Origin of the sequence: Rhodococcus sp. IEGM1339 (assembly GCF_050321925.1) — a bacterium.
GTDB lineage: Bacteria > Actinomycetota > Actinomycetes > Mycobacteriales > Mycobacteriaceae > Rhodococcus > Rhodococcus pyridinivorans.
In genome coordinates, this window is sequence record NZ_JBNQFT010000001.1 from 143928 (window position 1) to 160504 (window position 16577).

The window sequence follows — 16577 nt, forward strand, 5'->3', positions numbered from 1 at the left end:
AGGCTACCGACCGAGGGGCCGGTTTGCCACAATGTCTCGCATGGCTGAGACGGGTACGAGAATCCGGCGACACACGAAGCTGTCCGTCGTCGGCGCCGGGAGCGTCGGTACCGCGGTGGCGTATGCATGTCTACTCAGGGGTTCGGCAGACGCGATCGCGCTGTTCGACACGAACTCCGCGAAGGTGCGCGCGGAGGTCCTGGACCTGAACCACGGCACGCAGTTCGCGCCGTCGTGCCGGATCGAGGGCAGCGACGACATCGCGGTCACCGCCGGTTCCGATCTGATCGTCGTGACCGCGGGGGCCAAGCAGCATCCCGGCCAGTCGCGTCTGGATCTCGCGGCGGCGAACGTCGCCCTGACACGGGACCTGACTCCCGGCCTGCTGTCCGTCTCCCCCGATGCAGTGATCGTCTTCGTCAGTAATCCGGTCGACATCGTCACCCGCGCCGCGATCGCGGCGACCGGCGTCTCGGACGGCCGGATCTTCGGGTCGGGCACGGTGCTCGATTCCGGCCGGCTGCGGTATCTGCTCGCCCACCGCGCCGACGTCGCGGTCGAGAACGTTCACGCGTTCGTCGTGGGGGAACACGGCGACTCGGAGGTCGCCCTGTGGTCGAGTGCGACGATCGGCGGCGTGCCGGTGGAGTCCTTCGCCGTCGACGGACGACCCGTCTTCGGACCGGACACCCGCGCCGAACTCTTCGAGGAGGTCGTGCGCAGCGCCTACGAGATCATCCGCGGCAAGGGCGCCACGAATCTCGCGATCGGACTGTCGAGTGCCCGCATCGTGGAGGCCGTGCTGCGGAACCAGCGCCGGGTGCTCGCGGTGTCGACGCTGCAAACCGGGCGGCACGGCCTGCAGGACGTCTGCCTCTCGCTTCCCACCGTCGTCGACGCGCGCGGCGCGCACACCGTGCTCGATGTGCCGTTGTCGTCGGAGGAGGAAGCGGGGCTGGCCGCCTCCGCGGCCACCCTGCGTGAGGTCCAGTCGTCACTCGGACTGTGACCGCTCAGCGCTGCCGGACGACCGGCGGATCGTAGGCCCGGATGGGCGGCAACTCGCCGTCGAACCGCTCGACGTCGACGAGCACGTGCTGCCCCGTGCATCCGTGCGACAGCGACGACGTGCCGACGTCGGGGGTGAGCACGTTCGCGTTCCCGTGCACGCACATCGATCCGGGATCGGACGGATCCAGCGGGTCGTACCAGGCTCCCGTCGCGAGCTGGACGACGTTCGGCAGCAGACCGTCGTCGAGGACCACCCCGGCGAGGCACGAACCACGATCGTTGAAGACGCGGACGATGTCGCCGGCTTCCAGACCTCGCGCGACAGCGTCGTCGGGACGCATCCGGATCGGTTCACGGCCACGGATCTTCGACGCCTGGCTCACCGGGCCGTGATCGAGCTGCCCGTGCAGGCGCGTGGCCGGCTGATTGGCGATCAGGTGCAGCGGGAACCGCTCGACCCGCGGGGAGCCGAGCCATTCGTCGGGTTCGTACCAGGTGGGGTGCCCGGCGCAGTCGTCGTAGCCGAACGAGTCGATATCGGCGGAGAAGATCTCGAGCAGTCCGCTGGGAGTCCGCAGCGGGTTCGCCGCGGGATCGGACCGGAAGTCCTCGAAGAGGGTCAGATCGTCCTCGGTCCGCATCCGGACCGGTCCGCCGTACCAGAAGTCGTCGAAGGGCGGCGGGTCCTCGATGCGCCGGTCGTCGGCGAGGACGAAACCGCGCCACTGCTCGTAGAGGTGTTCGAGCCACTCCCGGGAGGTCCGGCCCTCGGTGAACTGCTCGCCGAAGCCGAGGCGGTGGGCGAGAGCGGTGTAGGTGTCGTAGTCGTCGCGGGCGTCGGCGAAGCGTGGGACGGCAGCCTGCATCGCGACGAGCAGCGGATCGTTGCGCGTGCACGTCAGGTCGTCGCGCTCGAGCGCCGTGGTCGACGGCACGACGATGTCGGCGTGCTTGGCCATCGGCGTCCAGTACGGGTCGTGGACGACGATCGTGTCGGGCCGCTGCAGGGCGCGGCGGAGCCGGCCGATGTCCTGGTGGTGGTGGAAGGGATTGCCACCCGCCCAGTACACGAGCCGGATGTCCGGGAAGGTCAGGCGACGGCCGTCGTAGTCGAACTGCTCCCCCGGTCGCAACAGCAGGTCGGAGATCGCGGCGACGGGGATGAAGTCCTCGACGTCGTTGTTGCCCTGGAACAGGGTGGGCAGCGGATACGGGACGGGCGCGAGACCGGGTTCGTTCATCGAACCGTAGCCGTGGCCGAAACCGCCCCCGGGAACGCCGAGTTGGCCGAGCATCGCGGCGAGGGTCACGCCCGCCCAGGGCGCCTGCTCGCCGTGCCGCACGCGTTGCAGCGACCATGTGACCGACACCAGGGTGCGGCCACGGGCCATGCGTCGCGCGAGGTCGACGAGGGTTCCGGCCGGGATGCCCGACAGTCCGGCGGCCCACTCGGGGGTCTTCGGGACGCCGTCGGTGCGGCCGAGCAGGTACTCCTCGAAGCGGTCGTAACCGGTGCAGTAGCGGTCGAGGAACTCACGGTCGGCCAGACCCTCGGTGGCCAGGACATAACCGAGGGCGAGCATGATCGCGACGTCGGTGCCCGGCCGGGGCGCGAGCCACTCGTGCTCACCGTACACGTCGCTGCGGATCGGGCTGAACGAGACGATCCGTCCGCCGCGGGCCCGCATCCGGTCGAGGGCGTCGCGGGTGGGGTGATCGCTCGTGCCGCCGTCGTTGACGGCGGTGTTCTTCAGCGGGATCCCGCCGCAGCACACCATCAGATCGGTCTCGCGGGCGATGACCCCCCAGGAGGTCGAGCGCGCGAACAGTTTCCAGTGGGTGCCTACGACGTGCGGCATGATCACGCCGGTCGCGCCGAGCGAGTAGGAGTGCACCGAGCGGGTGTAGCCGCCGAACATCTTCAGGAAGCGGTGCACCTGGCTCTGTGCGTGGTGGAACCGGCCCGGGGCGGACCAGCCGTAGGAGCCACCGAAGATCGCCCGGTTGCCGTGCCGGTCCTTTACGCGCTGCAGGTCGCCCGCGAGGATCTCGGTGAGTTCGTCCCACGAGACCGCGACGTACTCGTCGTCGCCGCGTCGTGTGCTCGGTCCCGGTCCGTTCTCGAGCCAGCCGCGACGGACGGCCGGACCGGCGATGCGAGCACGGTGCCGCACCGATCCGGGGATGTTCCCCAGGATCGGTGAGGGGTCGCGGTCCCCGGCGTAGGGCCGCACGGCGACGACCTCGCCGTCGCGTGCCTGCGCCGAGAACATCCCCCAGTGCGCCATCTGGGAGAACAGACGACCTTCTCCCTCGGGTGGCACCGCGCTCGTCGAGGTCACGTCAGGGCAGCGACGCGACGAGGGCTTCGACGTCGACCCGCGGTCCGGTGAAGAAGGGGGTCTCCTCCCGGACGTGCAGGCGCGCGTCGGTGGCACGCAGGTCGCGCATGAGATCGACGATGCGGTGCAGTTCCGGCGCCTCGAAGGCGAGGATCCACTCGTAGTCGCCGAGCGCGAAGGCCGGAACGGTGTTGGCGCGGACATCGGGGTAGCCGCGGGCCGCCATGCCGTGGTCGGCGAGCATCTTGCGACGCTGCTCGTCGGGCAGGAGGTACCACTCGTAGGACCGCACGAAGGGGTACACGCACACGTAGTTGCCCGGCTCCTCCCCCGCGATGAAGGCGGGCAGGTGGCTCTTGTTGAACTCCGCGGGTCGGTGCAGTGCGGTGTTCGACCAGACCGGGGTGCTCGCGCGGCCGAGGATCGTGGTGCGCCGGAAGTCGGCGTACAGCTTCTGCAGATCCTCGATGTGCTCGGCGTGCGTCCAGATCATGAAATCGGCGTCCGCGCGGGTGCCGGCCACATCGTAGATACCGCGCACGATCACGTCGGTGTCGTCGAAGCGGGCGAAGAACGCTTTCGCGTCCTCGATCGCCGCGGCGCGGTCGTCGCCGAGGACGCCGGGCCGGACCTGGAAGACCGACCACATCGTGTAACGGAGGGTGGAATTGAGCTTGTCGTAGTCGAGACGTGCCATGACGTTCATCCTTCCATTCGTGCAGTCAGGCGTGCGGCTGCAGCCGTGCCTGTTGCGACACATGCGGGTACACCCACACCGTGCAGCATCGCGCCGGCGACCTCGAGTCCGTCGATCCCTGCGATCTCGGCCTCGAAGGCGGCGACGATCTCGCCGTGGTGTTCGCGGTACTGCGGCAGCCCGCCGTGCCACCGCTGCACGAAGGCGGCCACCGGTTCGGCGTCGACTCCGGTGACGGTCGCGAGATCCGCGCGGGCCAGCGCAATCAGGTCGGCCTCGGACGCGTCGACGAGCGCGTCGTCGCCGAACCGTCCGAACGACGCACGCGCGAGTGCGACGGGGCGTTCGGCGAGGTGCGGCCACTTGCGGCTCGACAGCGTGAAGGCCTTCGCCGACAGTTCCTCCCCCGTCGCGACGAGGATCCCGGAGTTCTGCGGCAGGCCGGCGTCGTGCGGCAACGCGAGCGCGACCACCACCGACGAGGCGAGCGGGATCTGCGCGACGCACTGCGCGGCGGATCGGACACTGTCGGAGAGCAGCCGGGCGGCGTCCGGGGCGGGCACGGCGAGCACCACACCGTCGACCTCGCCGAGCGGATCGACCGACCACCGGCCACCGCTGCGCTTCAGTCCGGATGCGGCTGTGCCGTAGAGGAACTCGGCGTCGGCCTCGCGGACGAGAGCTTGGATCAGCACGCCGTAGCCCTCGCGCAGCGTCCCGAAGACCGGGGCGTCCGACTTCGGGGGCAGAGCGCGGGCGACGGCGTCGCTCAGGCTCGTCGCGCCGGCGTCGAGGGCCGCGGCGAGCGTCGGGACGGTGGCACGGACACCCGCGGTGTCGGACAGCCCCGAGTACACCCCACCGAGCAGCGGGTCGACGCTGCGCTGCACCACCTGCTCACCGAAGCGTGATCGGACGAGATCCGCGACGGAGACGTCGGAGTCCCGGTCCCAGTGGAACGGCACTGTGGGTTCGGCGGCAATGCGCGCCAGGGTCTCGTCGTCGACGAGACCCTCCACGGCCTGCGCCGAGGCGGGGATGCCCATGAGCGTGCCCGCCGGCAGCGGATGCAGTCGCGCGTCGGCGTACAGGAGCGGACGGGCAGCCGAGGGGTGGACGATGTGGGCGCTCAGGCCGAGTTCCTCGACGAGCGCGACCACCTCGGGTCGGCGTGCGATGAACGCCTCGGCGCCGACGTCGACAGGATCACCCGCGAGCGGGACCGTGCGGAGCTTGCCGCCGAGCCGCGACGATCGCTCGAGCACGACGATGCGGGCGGCGGCGCCGAGCGAACGACGCAGCCGATACGCGGCGACGAGCCCGCTGATCCCACCGCCGACGACCGCGACCGTCGGCGGGGTCACAGCGAATGCACCAGCTCGACCACTCGGGTGATGGCATCGGGATCGGTGTCGGGCAGCACGCCGTGACCGAGATTGAAGATGTGTCCGATGGCGCCGGCCTCGAGAGCACGGTCGGCCTCGGCGACGATGCGGCGCACCTCGCGTTCGACGACCTCCCGGCCCGCGAACAGAATCGCGGGGTCGAGGTTGCCCTGCAGGGCCTTGCCGGGGCCGACGCGGGTCGCGGCGACGTCGAGCGGGATGCGCCAGTCGACGCCGACCACGTCGGCGCCCGCCTCACCCATGGCGCCGAGGAGCTCACCGGTGCCGACACCGAAGTGGATGCGCGGCACCCCCGCACCGGCGATCTCGGCGAAGACACGCTCGGAGTGCGGCAGGACGTACTCGCGGTAGTCGGCGAGCGAGAGGGCGCCCGCCCACGAGTCGAAGAGCTGGACGGCGTCGACACCGGCGCCGATCTGCGCGCGCAGGAAGCCGATAGCGACATCGGTGAGCTTGCCGAGGAGCGCGTGCCAGGTCTTCGGGTCGGCGTGCATGAGCGCCTTGGTGTGCTCGTGGTTGCGGCTGGGTCCGCCCTCGACGAGATAGGACGCCAAGGTGAAGGGCGCCCCCGCGAAGCCGATGAGCGGGGTGTCGCCGAGTTCGCGGGTCAGCAGACCGACCGCGCGGGCGACCGCCCCGACCTCCTCGGCCTCGAGGGACGGCAGCGCGGCGACATCGGCGGCGGTACGGACGGGGTTCGCGACGACCGGGCCCGTCCCGGCGACGATGTCGAGGTCGATACCTGCCGCCTTGAGCGGGACGACGATGTCGGAGAACAGGATGGCAGCGTCGGCCTTGTGCCGCCGCACCGGCTGCATCGTGATCTCGCAGACGAGCTCGGGGTCGAAGCACGATTCGAGCATGCCGACGCCGGCCCGGATCTCCCGGTACTCGGGCAGGGAGCGGCCGGCCTGGCGCATGAACCACACGGGCCGGTGGACGGGCCGCTCACCGCGCGCGGCCGCCAGCAGGGGCGCATGCGGCAGGATCCTTCGCGCGGGGTACTCCGCGGGCACCGCAGAGCCGACGTTCGTGTTCTCCAAGCCGGTCATCGATCCTCGTTCTTCGGGCACTGCGCGCCGTCGCGCAGGGCAGCGTCTGTCGGGTCCCGGACCGAGACGTGTGGCGCGGACCCGCTGCCCATGCTGCCACGACCGCGCCGCCCACCGGAATCGGCGCGCCTCCCGCGTGCGGTGCGTCACCGGCACTAACCTCCGCTCGGTGACCACCTCGCCCGCCGAGCCGGCCCGCTTCCGTTCCGCAGTCGATGCGATGAACGCGGCTACCGTGCGCCCGGAGATCGAGGTCGGGCCGATCCGACCCCCGCAACGGCTCGCTCCCTACAGCTATGCACTGGGCGCCGAGGTCCTGCACGACGAGACGGAGGGGGTGCCCGAGCAGTCGGAGGGCGACGCGTTCGGCCGTCTCATCCTGCTCTACGACCCCGACGGCGACGAGGCGTGGCACGGGACCACCCGGCTCGTCTCGTACATCCAGGCCGACGTCGACGAGAGCCTGGCAGCGGACTCGCTGCTGCCGGAGGTCGCGTGGAGTTGGCTCGTCGACGCCCTCGCCGCGCACGGTGAACCGCTCACGGCGCTGGGCGGCACGGTGACGGCGACGACCTCCGTGCGGTTCGGGGACATCGCGGGCCCGGGACGCGCCCACCAACTGGAACTGCGCGCGTCGTGGACTCCGCAGTCCGACATGCTGACCCTGCACGTGGAGGCGTTCTGTGACGTCCTCGCATATGCCGCGGGTCTGCCTCCGGCGGGGGTTGCGCGACTCCAGCGGTGAAAACCGCTGCAATCCGACCGGATTTCTAGAACCTGTTCTACTCTTGATTCCATGCAGCGTCTCAGCGGGCTCGATGCCGGTTTCCTCTACCTCGAGACCCCCAGTCAGCTCCTCCACATCTGCGGGCTGATCGTGCTGGATCCGTCCACCGTCCCGGGCGGCTACGACTACGTGAGACTGCGCAACGAACTCGAAGCGCGCCTCACCGCCGTACCCCAGTTCCGGATGAAGCTCGCCGACAGCAGGTTCAACCTCGACCATCCGGTCTGGGTCGACGACCACGACTTCGACCTCGACCGGCACGTCCACCACGTCGGCGTGCCCGCCCCGGGCGGCCGGACCGAGCTCGCGGAGCTGTGCGGACACATCGCCGCGCAACCCCTGGATCGCTCCCGGCCACTATGGGAGATGTGGTTCGTCGACGGTCTCGACGACGGCAGGATCGCCGTCATCGCGAAAATGCATCACGCCGGAGTGGACGGGGTCTCCGGTGCCGCACTCATCGCGCAGCTGTGCAGCCTCGACCCGGCCGATCCCCGGCCCGAACCGGTGCAGTGGGGTGCCGGCGACGCGAACGATCTCGCCATCGCGATCGCCGGAGCCCTCAACGTCGCCCGCCGGCCTCTCCACCTGCTGCGGATCCTTCCCGGCGCGGTCACATCGCTGACCTCCTGGATCGCCCGCGCCCGACGCGGCGACGCCATGCCCGCGCCGTTCACGGCGCCGCGCACCCCGTTCAACTCCACCATCACCGGACACCGCACCGTCGGCTTCGCCGAGCTGAACCTCGACGACGTGAAGCTGGTGAAGAACGTCTTCGGCGTCACCGTCAACGACGTGGTGATGGCGGTGTGCGCCGGCGCGCTACGCCGATATCTGGAGCGGCGCAGCGAGCTGCCCGACTCCCCGCTCATCGGGATGATCCCGGTCTCGGTCCACGGCAGGTCGGATCGGCCGGGACGCAACCAGGTCTCGGCGATGTTCGCCGACCTCCACACACACATCGCCGACCCCGCAGAGCGGCTGCGGGCACTCTCGGAAGCGAACGCGGTGGCCAAGGAACACAACGCCGACCTCGGCGCGAACCTGCTGCAGGACTGGTCCCAGTTCCTCGGCGCGGCCGTGTTCGCCCCCGCGATGCGCGCCTACGCCGGACTGCGGCTCGCCGACCGGCACCCGGTGATCCACAACCTCGTTATCTCCAACGTGCCCGGACCTCCCGTGCCGCTGTACTTCCTGGGCGCCCGCATGACGGCGATGTACCCCTTCGGCCCGATCTTCCACGGCGCAGCGCTCAACATCACGGTGCTCTCCCTCGACGGCAGGCTCGACATCGGTCTGATCTCGTGTCCCGATCTCGTCCCCGACCTGTGGAAACTCGTCGACGACTTCTCCCCCGCCCTCGAGGACCTCATCCTCGCGGCCGGCGCGGAGAACGACGACATCCTCACATCGGATGTGGAGCGCGACGATGTCGTCTCGCAGGAGAGGTGACGGTGTTCTGAGGGGAGTTCGCGAGGCGTCGAGCGGGTCCGTGCGTGTCCACCGATCGGACGTTCCGGACAGGAACGGAATTGCACACGGGGACGACACCGCTAGAGTCACGCCCATGCCGGCACAGAACGACGAGGACGAGCAGAAGAGCACGAGCGTGACCACGGTGCCGCTCCTCGAACCCCGCGACGGCGTCCCGAAGGTCGTCACCACGGCGCGCGGGGTCGCCGACGCGGCAGCGATGCTCGCGCAGGGACACGGCCCGCTCGCCGTCGACGCCGAACGCGCATCGGGCTACCGCTACTCCGGGCGCGCCTATCTCGTACAGCTCCGTCGTGACGGCGCCGGCACGGTGCTGCTCGATCCCATTCCCACGCGGGACGACCTCGCTCCCCTGACCGAGGTGATCAACGACCTCGAATGGGTCCTGCATTCCGCCGACCAGGATCTCCCCGGCCTGGCCGAACTCGGACTCCGTCCGGCGAAGTTGTACGACACCGAACTCGCCGGTCGTCTCGCCGGATTCCCCCGCGTCGGTCTCGCCGCGATCGTGGCCGAGACCCTCGGCCTCGAACTGCGCAAGGGCCACGGTGCGGCGGACTGGTCGACGCGACCGCTTCCCGACTCGTGGCTCAACTACGCCGCGCTCGACGTCGAACCGCTCGTCGAACTCCGCGACGCGATGGCGCGCGAACTCGAGCGGCAGAACAAGACCGAGTGGGCCGCTCAGGAATTCGAGCACATCCGGCTCGCGGGGCCGCCCGCTCCGAAGCCCGATCGGTGGCGGCGCACGTCCAAGATCCACGCGATCAAGGACCGACGCCGCCTGGCGATCGTCCGGGAACTGTGGACCACCCGCGACGAGATCGCCGCCCGGCGTGACATCGCCCCGGGGCGCATCCTTCCCGACTCCGCAATCATCGCCGCCGCGGAGGCGAATCCCACGAGCGTCGAACAGTTGCAGGAGCTTCCGGTTTTCGGCGGTCCGCGGCAGCGGCGTTCCTCCCGTGCGTGGTTCAACGCGATCGAGCGGGCCCGTGCACTGCCGGAGGACCGGCTCCCACCTCTCACGCCGCCCCTGACCGGGCCTCCCCCAGCCGGCCGGTGGTCGCGTCACCACCCTGAGGAGGCCGCACGTCTCGCCCTCGCGCGCGGCGAACTCACCGCTCTGAGCCAGGAAGTCGCCGTTCCCGTCGAGAACCTGATCAGTCCCGAACTCGTTCGGCGCCTGTGCTGGGACTGGGACGTCTCCGACGGGGCCGACGTCGAGGAGTACATCGACGGCCGCTTCGCCGAGGGCGGGGCACGGCCGTGGCAGCGCGCGCTGACCGTGCCGCGACTCGCGAAGGCCCTGACGGCGGAGAACTGATCTCCGCCGTCTGCTCTGCGTGCCATCTACTTCCGGCGGCTGCCGCGTCCTGGACATCACATCGAGGCCGAAGAACCGCTCGTACACGTCGCGGCCGCCGTGGAACATCACCGCGGCGATCCACAACTGGAGCCTCGGATCGAAGGCGTTGTATCCGTCGGAGCGGACCGGTGCGTGGGCGCGGTTGACGAAACGCACCACCCTGCGCCGTTCCTCGTCGTCGCCGAACGCCACGAGGAAGATGTACGCGCTCGTGTTCCGGAAACGTGTGACGGGATCGATGAGCGCCCTGCTGTGTTCCACCACCCCGTGCTCTACCGGAGGCAGAGCGATTTCCATGAGGAACCTCCGGGTGAGGTCGGCGGGAACGCCGCTTCACCCACCACACCCCGTACGGTCGCGTCCGGTCGTCGCCGAGCCATGGAACGGGACTGCATTTCCAGATCGCACGGTGTCAAGCGGAGGTCCTCACCGCTCGGGCAGGTCGCAGACAGAGCGACGGCGCGGAGAGAATATTTCTTAACTTCTTACCCACTCGGAGGCGTCGCCACACTCCATGCCGCGTTCGAAGTCCGCCTTGTGGGCGAGTTCTCGCCGGAAACGTCGAGTCGGCCGTTCACCCCGGCGTAATGTTCCCCTGAAGAAAACACACTGTGTCCAACCCTTTTCCCGCTCTCGCGGCCAGTCCGATCCAGGAGTTCCTCGGTGACCCAACCATCGACCGCACACGCCGCGAAAGTCATCGCCGTGACCGTCGCGGCGGCCGTGGGCGGTTTCCTGTTCGGCTTCGACAGCTCGGTCATCAACGGCGCCGTCGACTCCATCCAGGACAACTTCGCGCTCAGTTCGTTCGTGACCGGTTTCGCCGTCGCCATCGCCCTGCTCGGTTGTGCCGTCGGCGCGTGGTTCGCCGGACGCCTCGCCGACAGTTGGGGCCGCAAGCGGGTGATGCTCCTCGGCTCCGCCCTGTTCGTCATCTCGTCGATCGGGTCCGGTCTGGCCTTCAGCGTTCCCGATCTCATGCTGTGGCGTGTGCTCGGCGGCCTCGGCATCGGTATCGCGTCGGTCATCGCACCGACCTACATCTCCGAGATCGCACCCGCTCGCTACCGTGGCGCCCTCGCATCACTGCAGCAGCTCGCCATCACTCTCGGCATCTTCGCGGCCCTGCTGTCCGACGCGGTGCTGCAGAACGCCGCCGGTGGAGCGTCGAACGAGCTGTGGTGGAATCTCGAGGCCTGGCGGTGGATGTTCCTCGTCGGCGTCGCGCCTGCCGTCCTCTACGGTGTACTGGCGCTGACGATCCCGGAGTCCCCCCGCTATCTCGTCGGCAAGGACATGGACGAAGAGGCTGCGGCCGTCCTGGCCAACGTCACGGGCGAGCTCCGGCCCGACGAGCGTGTCCGCGAGATCCGGCTGACGCTGCGACGCGAGTCGAAGGCGTCCTTCGGCGACATCCGCGGCCCGGTCTTCGGTCTGCAGCCGCTGGTGTGGGTCGGCATCACGATGGCCGTCTTCCAGCAGTTCGTCGGTATCAACGCGATCTTCTACTACTCGACGACACTGTGGAAGTCGGTGGGCTTCACCGAGAACCAGTCGTTCACGACCTCGGTGATCACCGCCGTGATCAACGTGGTCATGACGTTCGTCGCGATCCTGTTCGTCGACAAGATCGGTCGCCGTCCGCTGTTGATGACCGGTTCGATCGGCATGTTCGTCAGCCTGCTGCTCGCCGCGATCGCCTTCTCGCAGGCGGTCGGCAGCGGTGAGGACGTCGAACTTCCGGCACCGTGGGGTGCGCTCGCCCTCGTCGGCGCGAACGCCTTCGTGATCTTCTTCGCCGCCACCTGGGGTCCGATCATGTGGGTGATGCTCGGCGAGATGTTCCCGAACCGCATGCGCGCGGTGGCCCTCGGTATCAGCACCGCCGCCAACTGGATCGCGAATTTCACGGTGACACTGGCGTTCCCACCACTCACCTCCGCGGTCGGCCTGTGGTTCCTGTACGGACTGTTCGCGTTCTTCGCCCTGCTGTCGTTCTTCTTCGTCAAGGCCAAGATCCCCGAGACCAAGGGCATGGAGCTCGAGGAGATGCAGAGCTAGCCGATACAGACGCCAGGGGCGGTATCCGGATCACCGGATACCGCCCCTGGCGTTTGCTCACCTGCGTCGGTCGGACTCAGCCCGCTTCGCGGTCGGACTGCTCGACCGCCGACGGTCGCGATCGCTCCTCGGGTTCGCTGTCGAGGCCGGCGACCCAGCCGGTGACCTGACGCGCCACGTCCTGGGCAGTCAGACCGAGTTCGGCGTGGATCTCGTTGCGGGAGGCGTGATCGAGGAACTTCTGCGGCACCCCGAGATCGCGGGCGGGCACGTCGACGCCGTTGCGGCGCAACGCGGCGGAGACCGCCGAGCCGACACCACCGTGGAGGCCGCTGTCCTCGATTGTGACGACGATCCGGAAGCCGCGTGCGAGGTCGACCACCGCGTCGGGCACGGGGAACACCCATCGCGGGTCGACGACCGCGGCGTCGATGCCCTGCCTGGAAAGACGATCGGCGACGTCGAGCGCGAGACCGGCGAAGGCGCCGACCGCGACGATCAGTGCGTCGCCGCACCGCGACGGCGGCATCCGCAGCACGTCGACCGTGCCGTCGAGACGCTCGATCGCCGGGATATCTTCTCCCACCGAGCCTTTGGGGAACCGGAGGACGGTCGGGCCGTCGGAGACGTCGAGCGCCTCACCGAGTTCCTCTCGCAGCGTCGCCCCGTCGCGCGGAGCGGCGACCCGGATGCCGGGAACGATTCCCAGCAGGGACAGATCCCACATGCCGTTGTGACTGGCCCCGTCGGAACCCGTGACGCCCGCCCGGTCGAGCACCACGGTGACCGGCTGCCGAAGCAGTGCGACGTCCATGAGCAACTGGTCGAAGGCGCGGTTGAGGAAGGTCGAGTAGACGGCGACGACGGGATGCATTCCGCCGAGCGCGAGACCCGCCGCCGACGTCACCGCGTGCTGTTCGGCAATGCCGACGTCGAAGGTGCGCTCGGGGAACCGTTCGCCGAACTTGGCGAGGCCGGTCGGTCCGGGCATCGCGGCGGTGATCGCCACGACGTCCTCCCGCTTCTCCCCCAGCGCGATGAGTTCGTCGGAGAAGACCGACGTCCAGTCGGGAGCGGAGGCGGACTTCGCCCGGCCCGTGCGCGGATCCATCACGCCGGTGGCGTGCATCTGATCGGCGAGGTGGTTCTCGGCGGGCGCGTAGCCCGCTCCCTTGCGGGTGACGGCGTGGACGAGGACCGGACCGGCGTACGCCTTCGCGCGACGCAGCGCCGATTCCATCGCCTGCTCGTCGTGCCCGTCGACCGGGCCGAGATACTTGATGCCCAGATCGGTGAAGAGCACCTGCGGGCTGACCGCGTCCTTCACACCGGCCTTCATGCCGTGCAGCACCGAGTAGGCCGCCGAGCCGATCCAGGGGATCCGCTTGACGATGCGCCGACTGTTGTCGAGCACCTTCTCGTAGCCGGGCTTGAGGCGCAGCGCCGCGAGGTGCTCGGCGAGACCGCCGATCGTGGGCGCGTAGGAGCGGCCGTTGTCGTTGACGACGATCACCATCGAACGGTTCTGCCCGGCGGCGATGTTGTTGAGCGCCTCCCAGCACATACCGCCGGTCAGCGCGCCGTCGCCCACCACGGCCACCACAGTCCGATCGGACTGTCCGGACAGCGAATAGGCCTTGGCGAGTCCGTCGGCGTACGACAGGGCCGCCGAGGCGTGCGACGACTCGATCCAGTCGTGTTCGCTCTCCGCGCGGCACGGGTAGCCGGACAACCCGCCTTTCTGCCGGAGACCGTCGAACTCGTCGCGACGACCGGTGAGGATCTTGTGGACGTAGGCCTGGTGACCGGTGTCGAAGAGGATCGGATCGCGTGGCGAATCGAACACCCGGTGCAGAGCGATGGTCAGCTCGACGACGCCGAGATTGGGACCGAGGTGACCGCCGGTCGCCGCGACCTTCTCGACCAGGAATTCCCGGATCTCCCCCGCGAGCTCGGTGAGCTCCACAGGAGAGAGTCGACGTAGATCGTCGGGCGACTGGATGCGGGACAGAACACCCAACTTGAACAGCTCCCTCCGGCTCGTGCCTCACGCTCGTCGCGCGAGTGATTTCCTCAGTCTACGGAGCGCGGGAACGGAGCGTCTCCCGCCACCGCCTCGCTTCCGCGTGATCTCCTGGTCACCGGCGGACGGATCGTCCGCCGGTGAGCGAGGTCACCCTCACGAGGAGATGTCGGCGCGATCGGCCGGCGACTTCTCCTCGACGAGGTCGATGGTGGTGCGCAACGCCTGGTTCGGGATCAGCACCACTGCCACCAGGGTAACGACCGCGAACGCCGCCGCCACGAGGAAGAGGGTCGCCGTCGCGTCGCCGTAGGCGGCACGGATGACTTCGGCCACCGGCTCGGGCAGCTGGGAGAAGTCGAGGCTTCCACCCGATCCGCCGCCGGAGGTGTCCACACCGAGCTTCGCGAGACCGTCGGCGGAGATCGTCGCGACACGGGACGCGAGGATCGAACCGAGCACCGACACACCGATCGCGCCACCGAAGGTGCGGAAGAAGGCGACCGAACTGCTTGCGGCGCCGATGTTGCGCACGCTCACGGTGTTCTGCACGGCGAGGACGAGGTTCTGCATCAGCATGCCGGTGCCCAGACCCACGATCGCGATGTACACGCTGATCAGCGTGAGCGAGGTGAGGTGGTCGACCGTGCCGAGCAGGCCGAAACCGACCATCTGCAGGATCGCGCCGCCGATCAGGAAGCCCTTCCACTTGCCGAAGCGCGTGATGAGCCCACCGGAGAGCATCGACGAGACGAGCGTGCCGGCGACCATCGGGATGGTGAGCAGACCGGCGACCGTCGGGCTGTAGGCCCGCGAGGTCTGGAAGTACTGGCCGAGGAAGGTGGTGGCGCCGAACAGACCGATACCGACGGCCACGGACGCGATGATCGCGAGACCGGTGGTGCGTTCGGTGACGATCTTCAGCGGGATGATCGGATCGGCGACCTTCGTCTCGACGATCAACGTCGCGACGAGCAGGACGATGCCGGCACCGACGTACAGGGCGGACTCGACCGAGATCCACTCGTAGTAGCCGGCCTTGCCGGCGAAGGACACCCAGACGAGCAGGACGCTCACCGCGGCGGTGATGAGCGTGGCGCCGAACCAGTCGATGCTCACGTTCTCCTTGCGGACGGTCGTGACATGCAGCGTGCGCTGCAGCAGGATCAGCGCGACAACGGCGATCGGAACGCAGACGTAGAAGCACCAGCGCCAGCCGAGGAGGTCGACGATGACACCACCGAGCACGGGTCCACCCGACATGGCGACGGCCATGACGGCGCCCATGTAGCCGGAGTACCGGCCACGCTGGCGGGGCGGGATGATGCTGCCGATGATCGCGACGACGAGAGCGGTCAGACCACCCATGCCGATGCCCTGGATCACGCGGGCGGCGAGCAGGACCGGCACGTTGTGCGCGATACCGGCCAGGACCGAGCCGATCACGAAGACCAGGATCCCGAGCTGGACGAGCAGCTTCTTGTTGAACAGGTCGGCGAACTTGCCCCAGATGGGCGTCGACGCGGCGTTCGCCAGCAGCGCCGTCGTGATGACCCAGGCGTACTGGGTCTGCGTGCCGTTCAGATCCGCGATGATCGTCGGCAGGGCGGTCGAGACAATGGTGCTGCTCAGCAGCGCCGTGAAGAGGGCGGCGAGGAGGCCCGACAGCACGACGAGGATCTCGCGGTGCGTCATCTGCTCCTCGGCTGCCGGAGCATCCGGCTGCGCTCCCTGTCCGGAGACTGTGGTCATGAATTGGTCCTTCGAGTATCGATGACGAGCGGAGCCAGGGAGGAGGTGAGACGTTCGAGCGTCGTGATGGCGCCTGCGATCTCGTCCTCGTGCCAGTCCGAGAGTTCTGCGGAGAGCCGTTCGGTCCGGCGCTTCTTCACGATGTCGAGGATCTCGATACCCGCGACCGAACAACTCACCCGATGAGCACGACGATCGTCGGGATCGGGATGTCGATCCACGAGGCCTCGCTCGACGAGTTCGGCGATCTGTCTGCTCAACGACGACTGGCTGACGCACATTTCGACGGCGAGCTCGCTGGGCCGGCACTCCCCCATCCGTGCGAGCACGAACAGCACCGCGACGAGCGCGGAAGGAAGCACATCGGTGTCGTGGTGCACGAGTGCACCGCGCAGCGTGCGACCGAACATGAAGATGGCGTCGGCGAGTTCGTGGGCCTGGGCCTTTTCCGGCACAGCGAACCTCCGTCGGAGTGAACTAATTGATTACGTCATGCAACTATACAGATTAGTTGCGTACTACAAGCAATCTCTTTTCACGTCACACCAACTGTTGGATGCGGCCCTCGTCACACCTCGCCCCG

General features: G+C 68.7%; 12 protein-coding genes and 1 pseudogene. 5 read left to right on the forward strand and 8 right to left on the reverse strand.

What is annotated here, in order from left to right; genetic code table 11:
* Positions 1–40 precede the first annotated feature (40 nt).
* The gene (locus ACQR3U_RS00720) at positions 41–1009 is read left to right on the forward strand and encodes an L-lactate dehydrogenase (RefSeq protein ID WP_006551368.1); all 969 of its coding nucleotides are present in this window, start codon (positions 41–43) and stop codon (positions 1007–1009) included.
* 4 nt (positions 1010–1013) lie between these two features.
* Here the strand turns inward: ACQR3U_RS00720 and ACQR3U_RS00725 are convergent, their stop codons facing one another.
* Genes ACQR3U_RS00725 through hemE form a run of 4 tightly spaced genes read right to left on the reverse strand, consistent with a single transcriptional unit; the run spans position 1014 to position 6508 of the window.
* Positions 1014–3299, reverse strand: coding sequence for a molybdopterin-dependent oxidoreductase (locus ACQR3U_RS00725; protein WP_230809617.1), 2286 nt, complete (start codon positions 3297–3299; stop codon positions 1014–1016).
* Between the two features lie 55 nt (positions 3300–3354).
* Positions 3355–4050, reverse strand: coding sequence for a hydrogen peroxide-dependent heme synthase (gene hemQ, locus ACQR3U_RS00730; protein WP_024100734.1), 696 nt, complete (start codon positions 4048–4050; stop codon positions 3355–3357).
* A 5-nt stretch (positions 4051–4055) separates the two neighbouring features.
* Positions 4056–5414 carry a protoporphyrinogen oxidase gene (locus ACQR3U_RS00735; RefSeq protein ID WP_019289226.1) on the reverse strand — a complete coding sequence of 453 codons (1359 nt, stop codon included), beginning with the start codon at positions 5412–5414 and terminating at the stop codon, positions 4056–4058.
* Positions 5411–6508 carry a uroporphyrinogen decarboxylase gene (hemE, locus tag ACQR3U_RS00740; RefSeq protein ID WP_230809473.1) on the reverse strand — a complete coding sequence of 366 codons (1098 nt, stop codon included), beginning with the start codon at positions 6506–6508 and terminating at the stop codon, positions 5411–5413. The genes ACQR3U_RS00735 and hemE overlap by 4 nt, the downstream gene beginning before the upstream one ends.
* A gap of 169 nt (positions 6509–6677) precedes the next feature.
* Between hemE and ACQR3U_RS00745 the strand changes: the two genes are divergently transcribed.
* From ACQR3U_RS00745 to ACQR3U_RS00755, 3 genes are all read left to right on the forward strand, one after another.
* Positions 6678–7253 carry a DUF3000 domain-containing protein gene (locus tag ACQR3U_RS00745; RefSeq protein WP_024100732.1) on the forward strand — a complete coding sequence of 192 codons (576 nt, stop codon included), beginning with the start codon at positions 6678–6680 and terminating at the stop codon, positions 7251–7253.
* 51 nt (positions 7254–7304) lie between these two features.
* The gene (locus ACQR3U_RS00750) at positions 7305–8747 is read left to right on the forward strand and encodes a WS/DGAT/MGAT family O-acyltransferase (protein WP_019289223.1); all 1443 of its coding nucleotides are present in this window, start codon (positions 7305–7307) and stop codon (positions 8745–8747) included.
* A gap of 115 nt (positions 8748–8862) precedes the next feature.
* Complete coding sequence (locus ACQR3U_RS00755) at positions 8863–10116, forward strand: HRDC domain-containing protein (protein WP_006551361.1); 1254 nt, start codon at positions 8863–8865, stop codon at positions 10114–10116.
* Positions 10117–10239: 123 nt separating this feature from the next.
* On the opposite strand, the pseudogene ACQR3U_RS00760 reads toward ACQR3U_RS00755, so the two are convergent.
* Positions 10240–10455, reverse strand: a pseudogene (locus ACQR3U_RS00760) (oxygenase MpaB family protein); the annotation flags it as partial.
* Between the two features lie 366 nt (positions 10456–10821).
* Between ACQR3U_RS00760 and ACQR3U_RS00765 the strand changes: the two are divergent.
* Positions 10822–12219, forward strand: a complete 1398-nt coding sequence (locus ACQR3U_RS00765) for a sugar porter family MFS transporter (RefSeq protein ID WP_024100730.1) — start codon at positions 10822–10824, stop codon at positions 12217–12219.
* A 76-nt stretch (positions 12220–12295) separates the two neighbouring features.
* Here the strand turns inward: ACQR3U_RS00765 and dxs are convergent, their stop codons facing one another.
* From dxs to ACQR3U_RS00780, 3 genes are all read right to left on the reverse strand, one after another.
* Positions 12296–14239, reverse strand: coding sequence for a 1-deoxy-D-xylulose-5-phosphate synthase (gene dxs, locus ACQR3U_RS00770; protein WP_230809474.1), 1944 nt, complete (start codon positions 14237–14239; stop codon positions 12296–12298).
* A gap of 159 nt (positions 14240–14398) precedes the next feature.
* On the reverse strand, positions 14399–15994 hold the full coding sequence (locus tag ACQR3U_RS00775) for an MDR family MFS transporter (protein WP_006551358.1): 1596 nt from the start codon (positions 15992–15994) through the stop codon (positions 14399–14401).
* Entirely contained in the window at positions 15991–16449 is a 459-nt protein-coding gene (locus ACQR3U_RS00780) for a MarR family winged helix-turn-helix transcriptional regulator (protein WP_006551357.1), read from the reverse strand. The genes ACQR3U_RS00775 and ACQR3U_RS00780 overlap by 4 nt, the downstream gene beginning before the upstream one ends.
* Positions 16450–16577 lie beyond the last annotated feature (128 nt).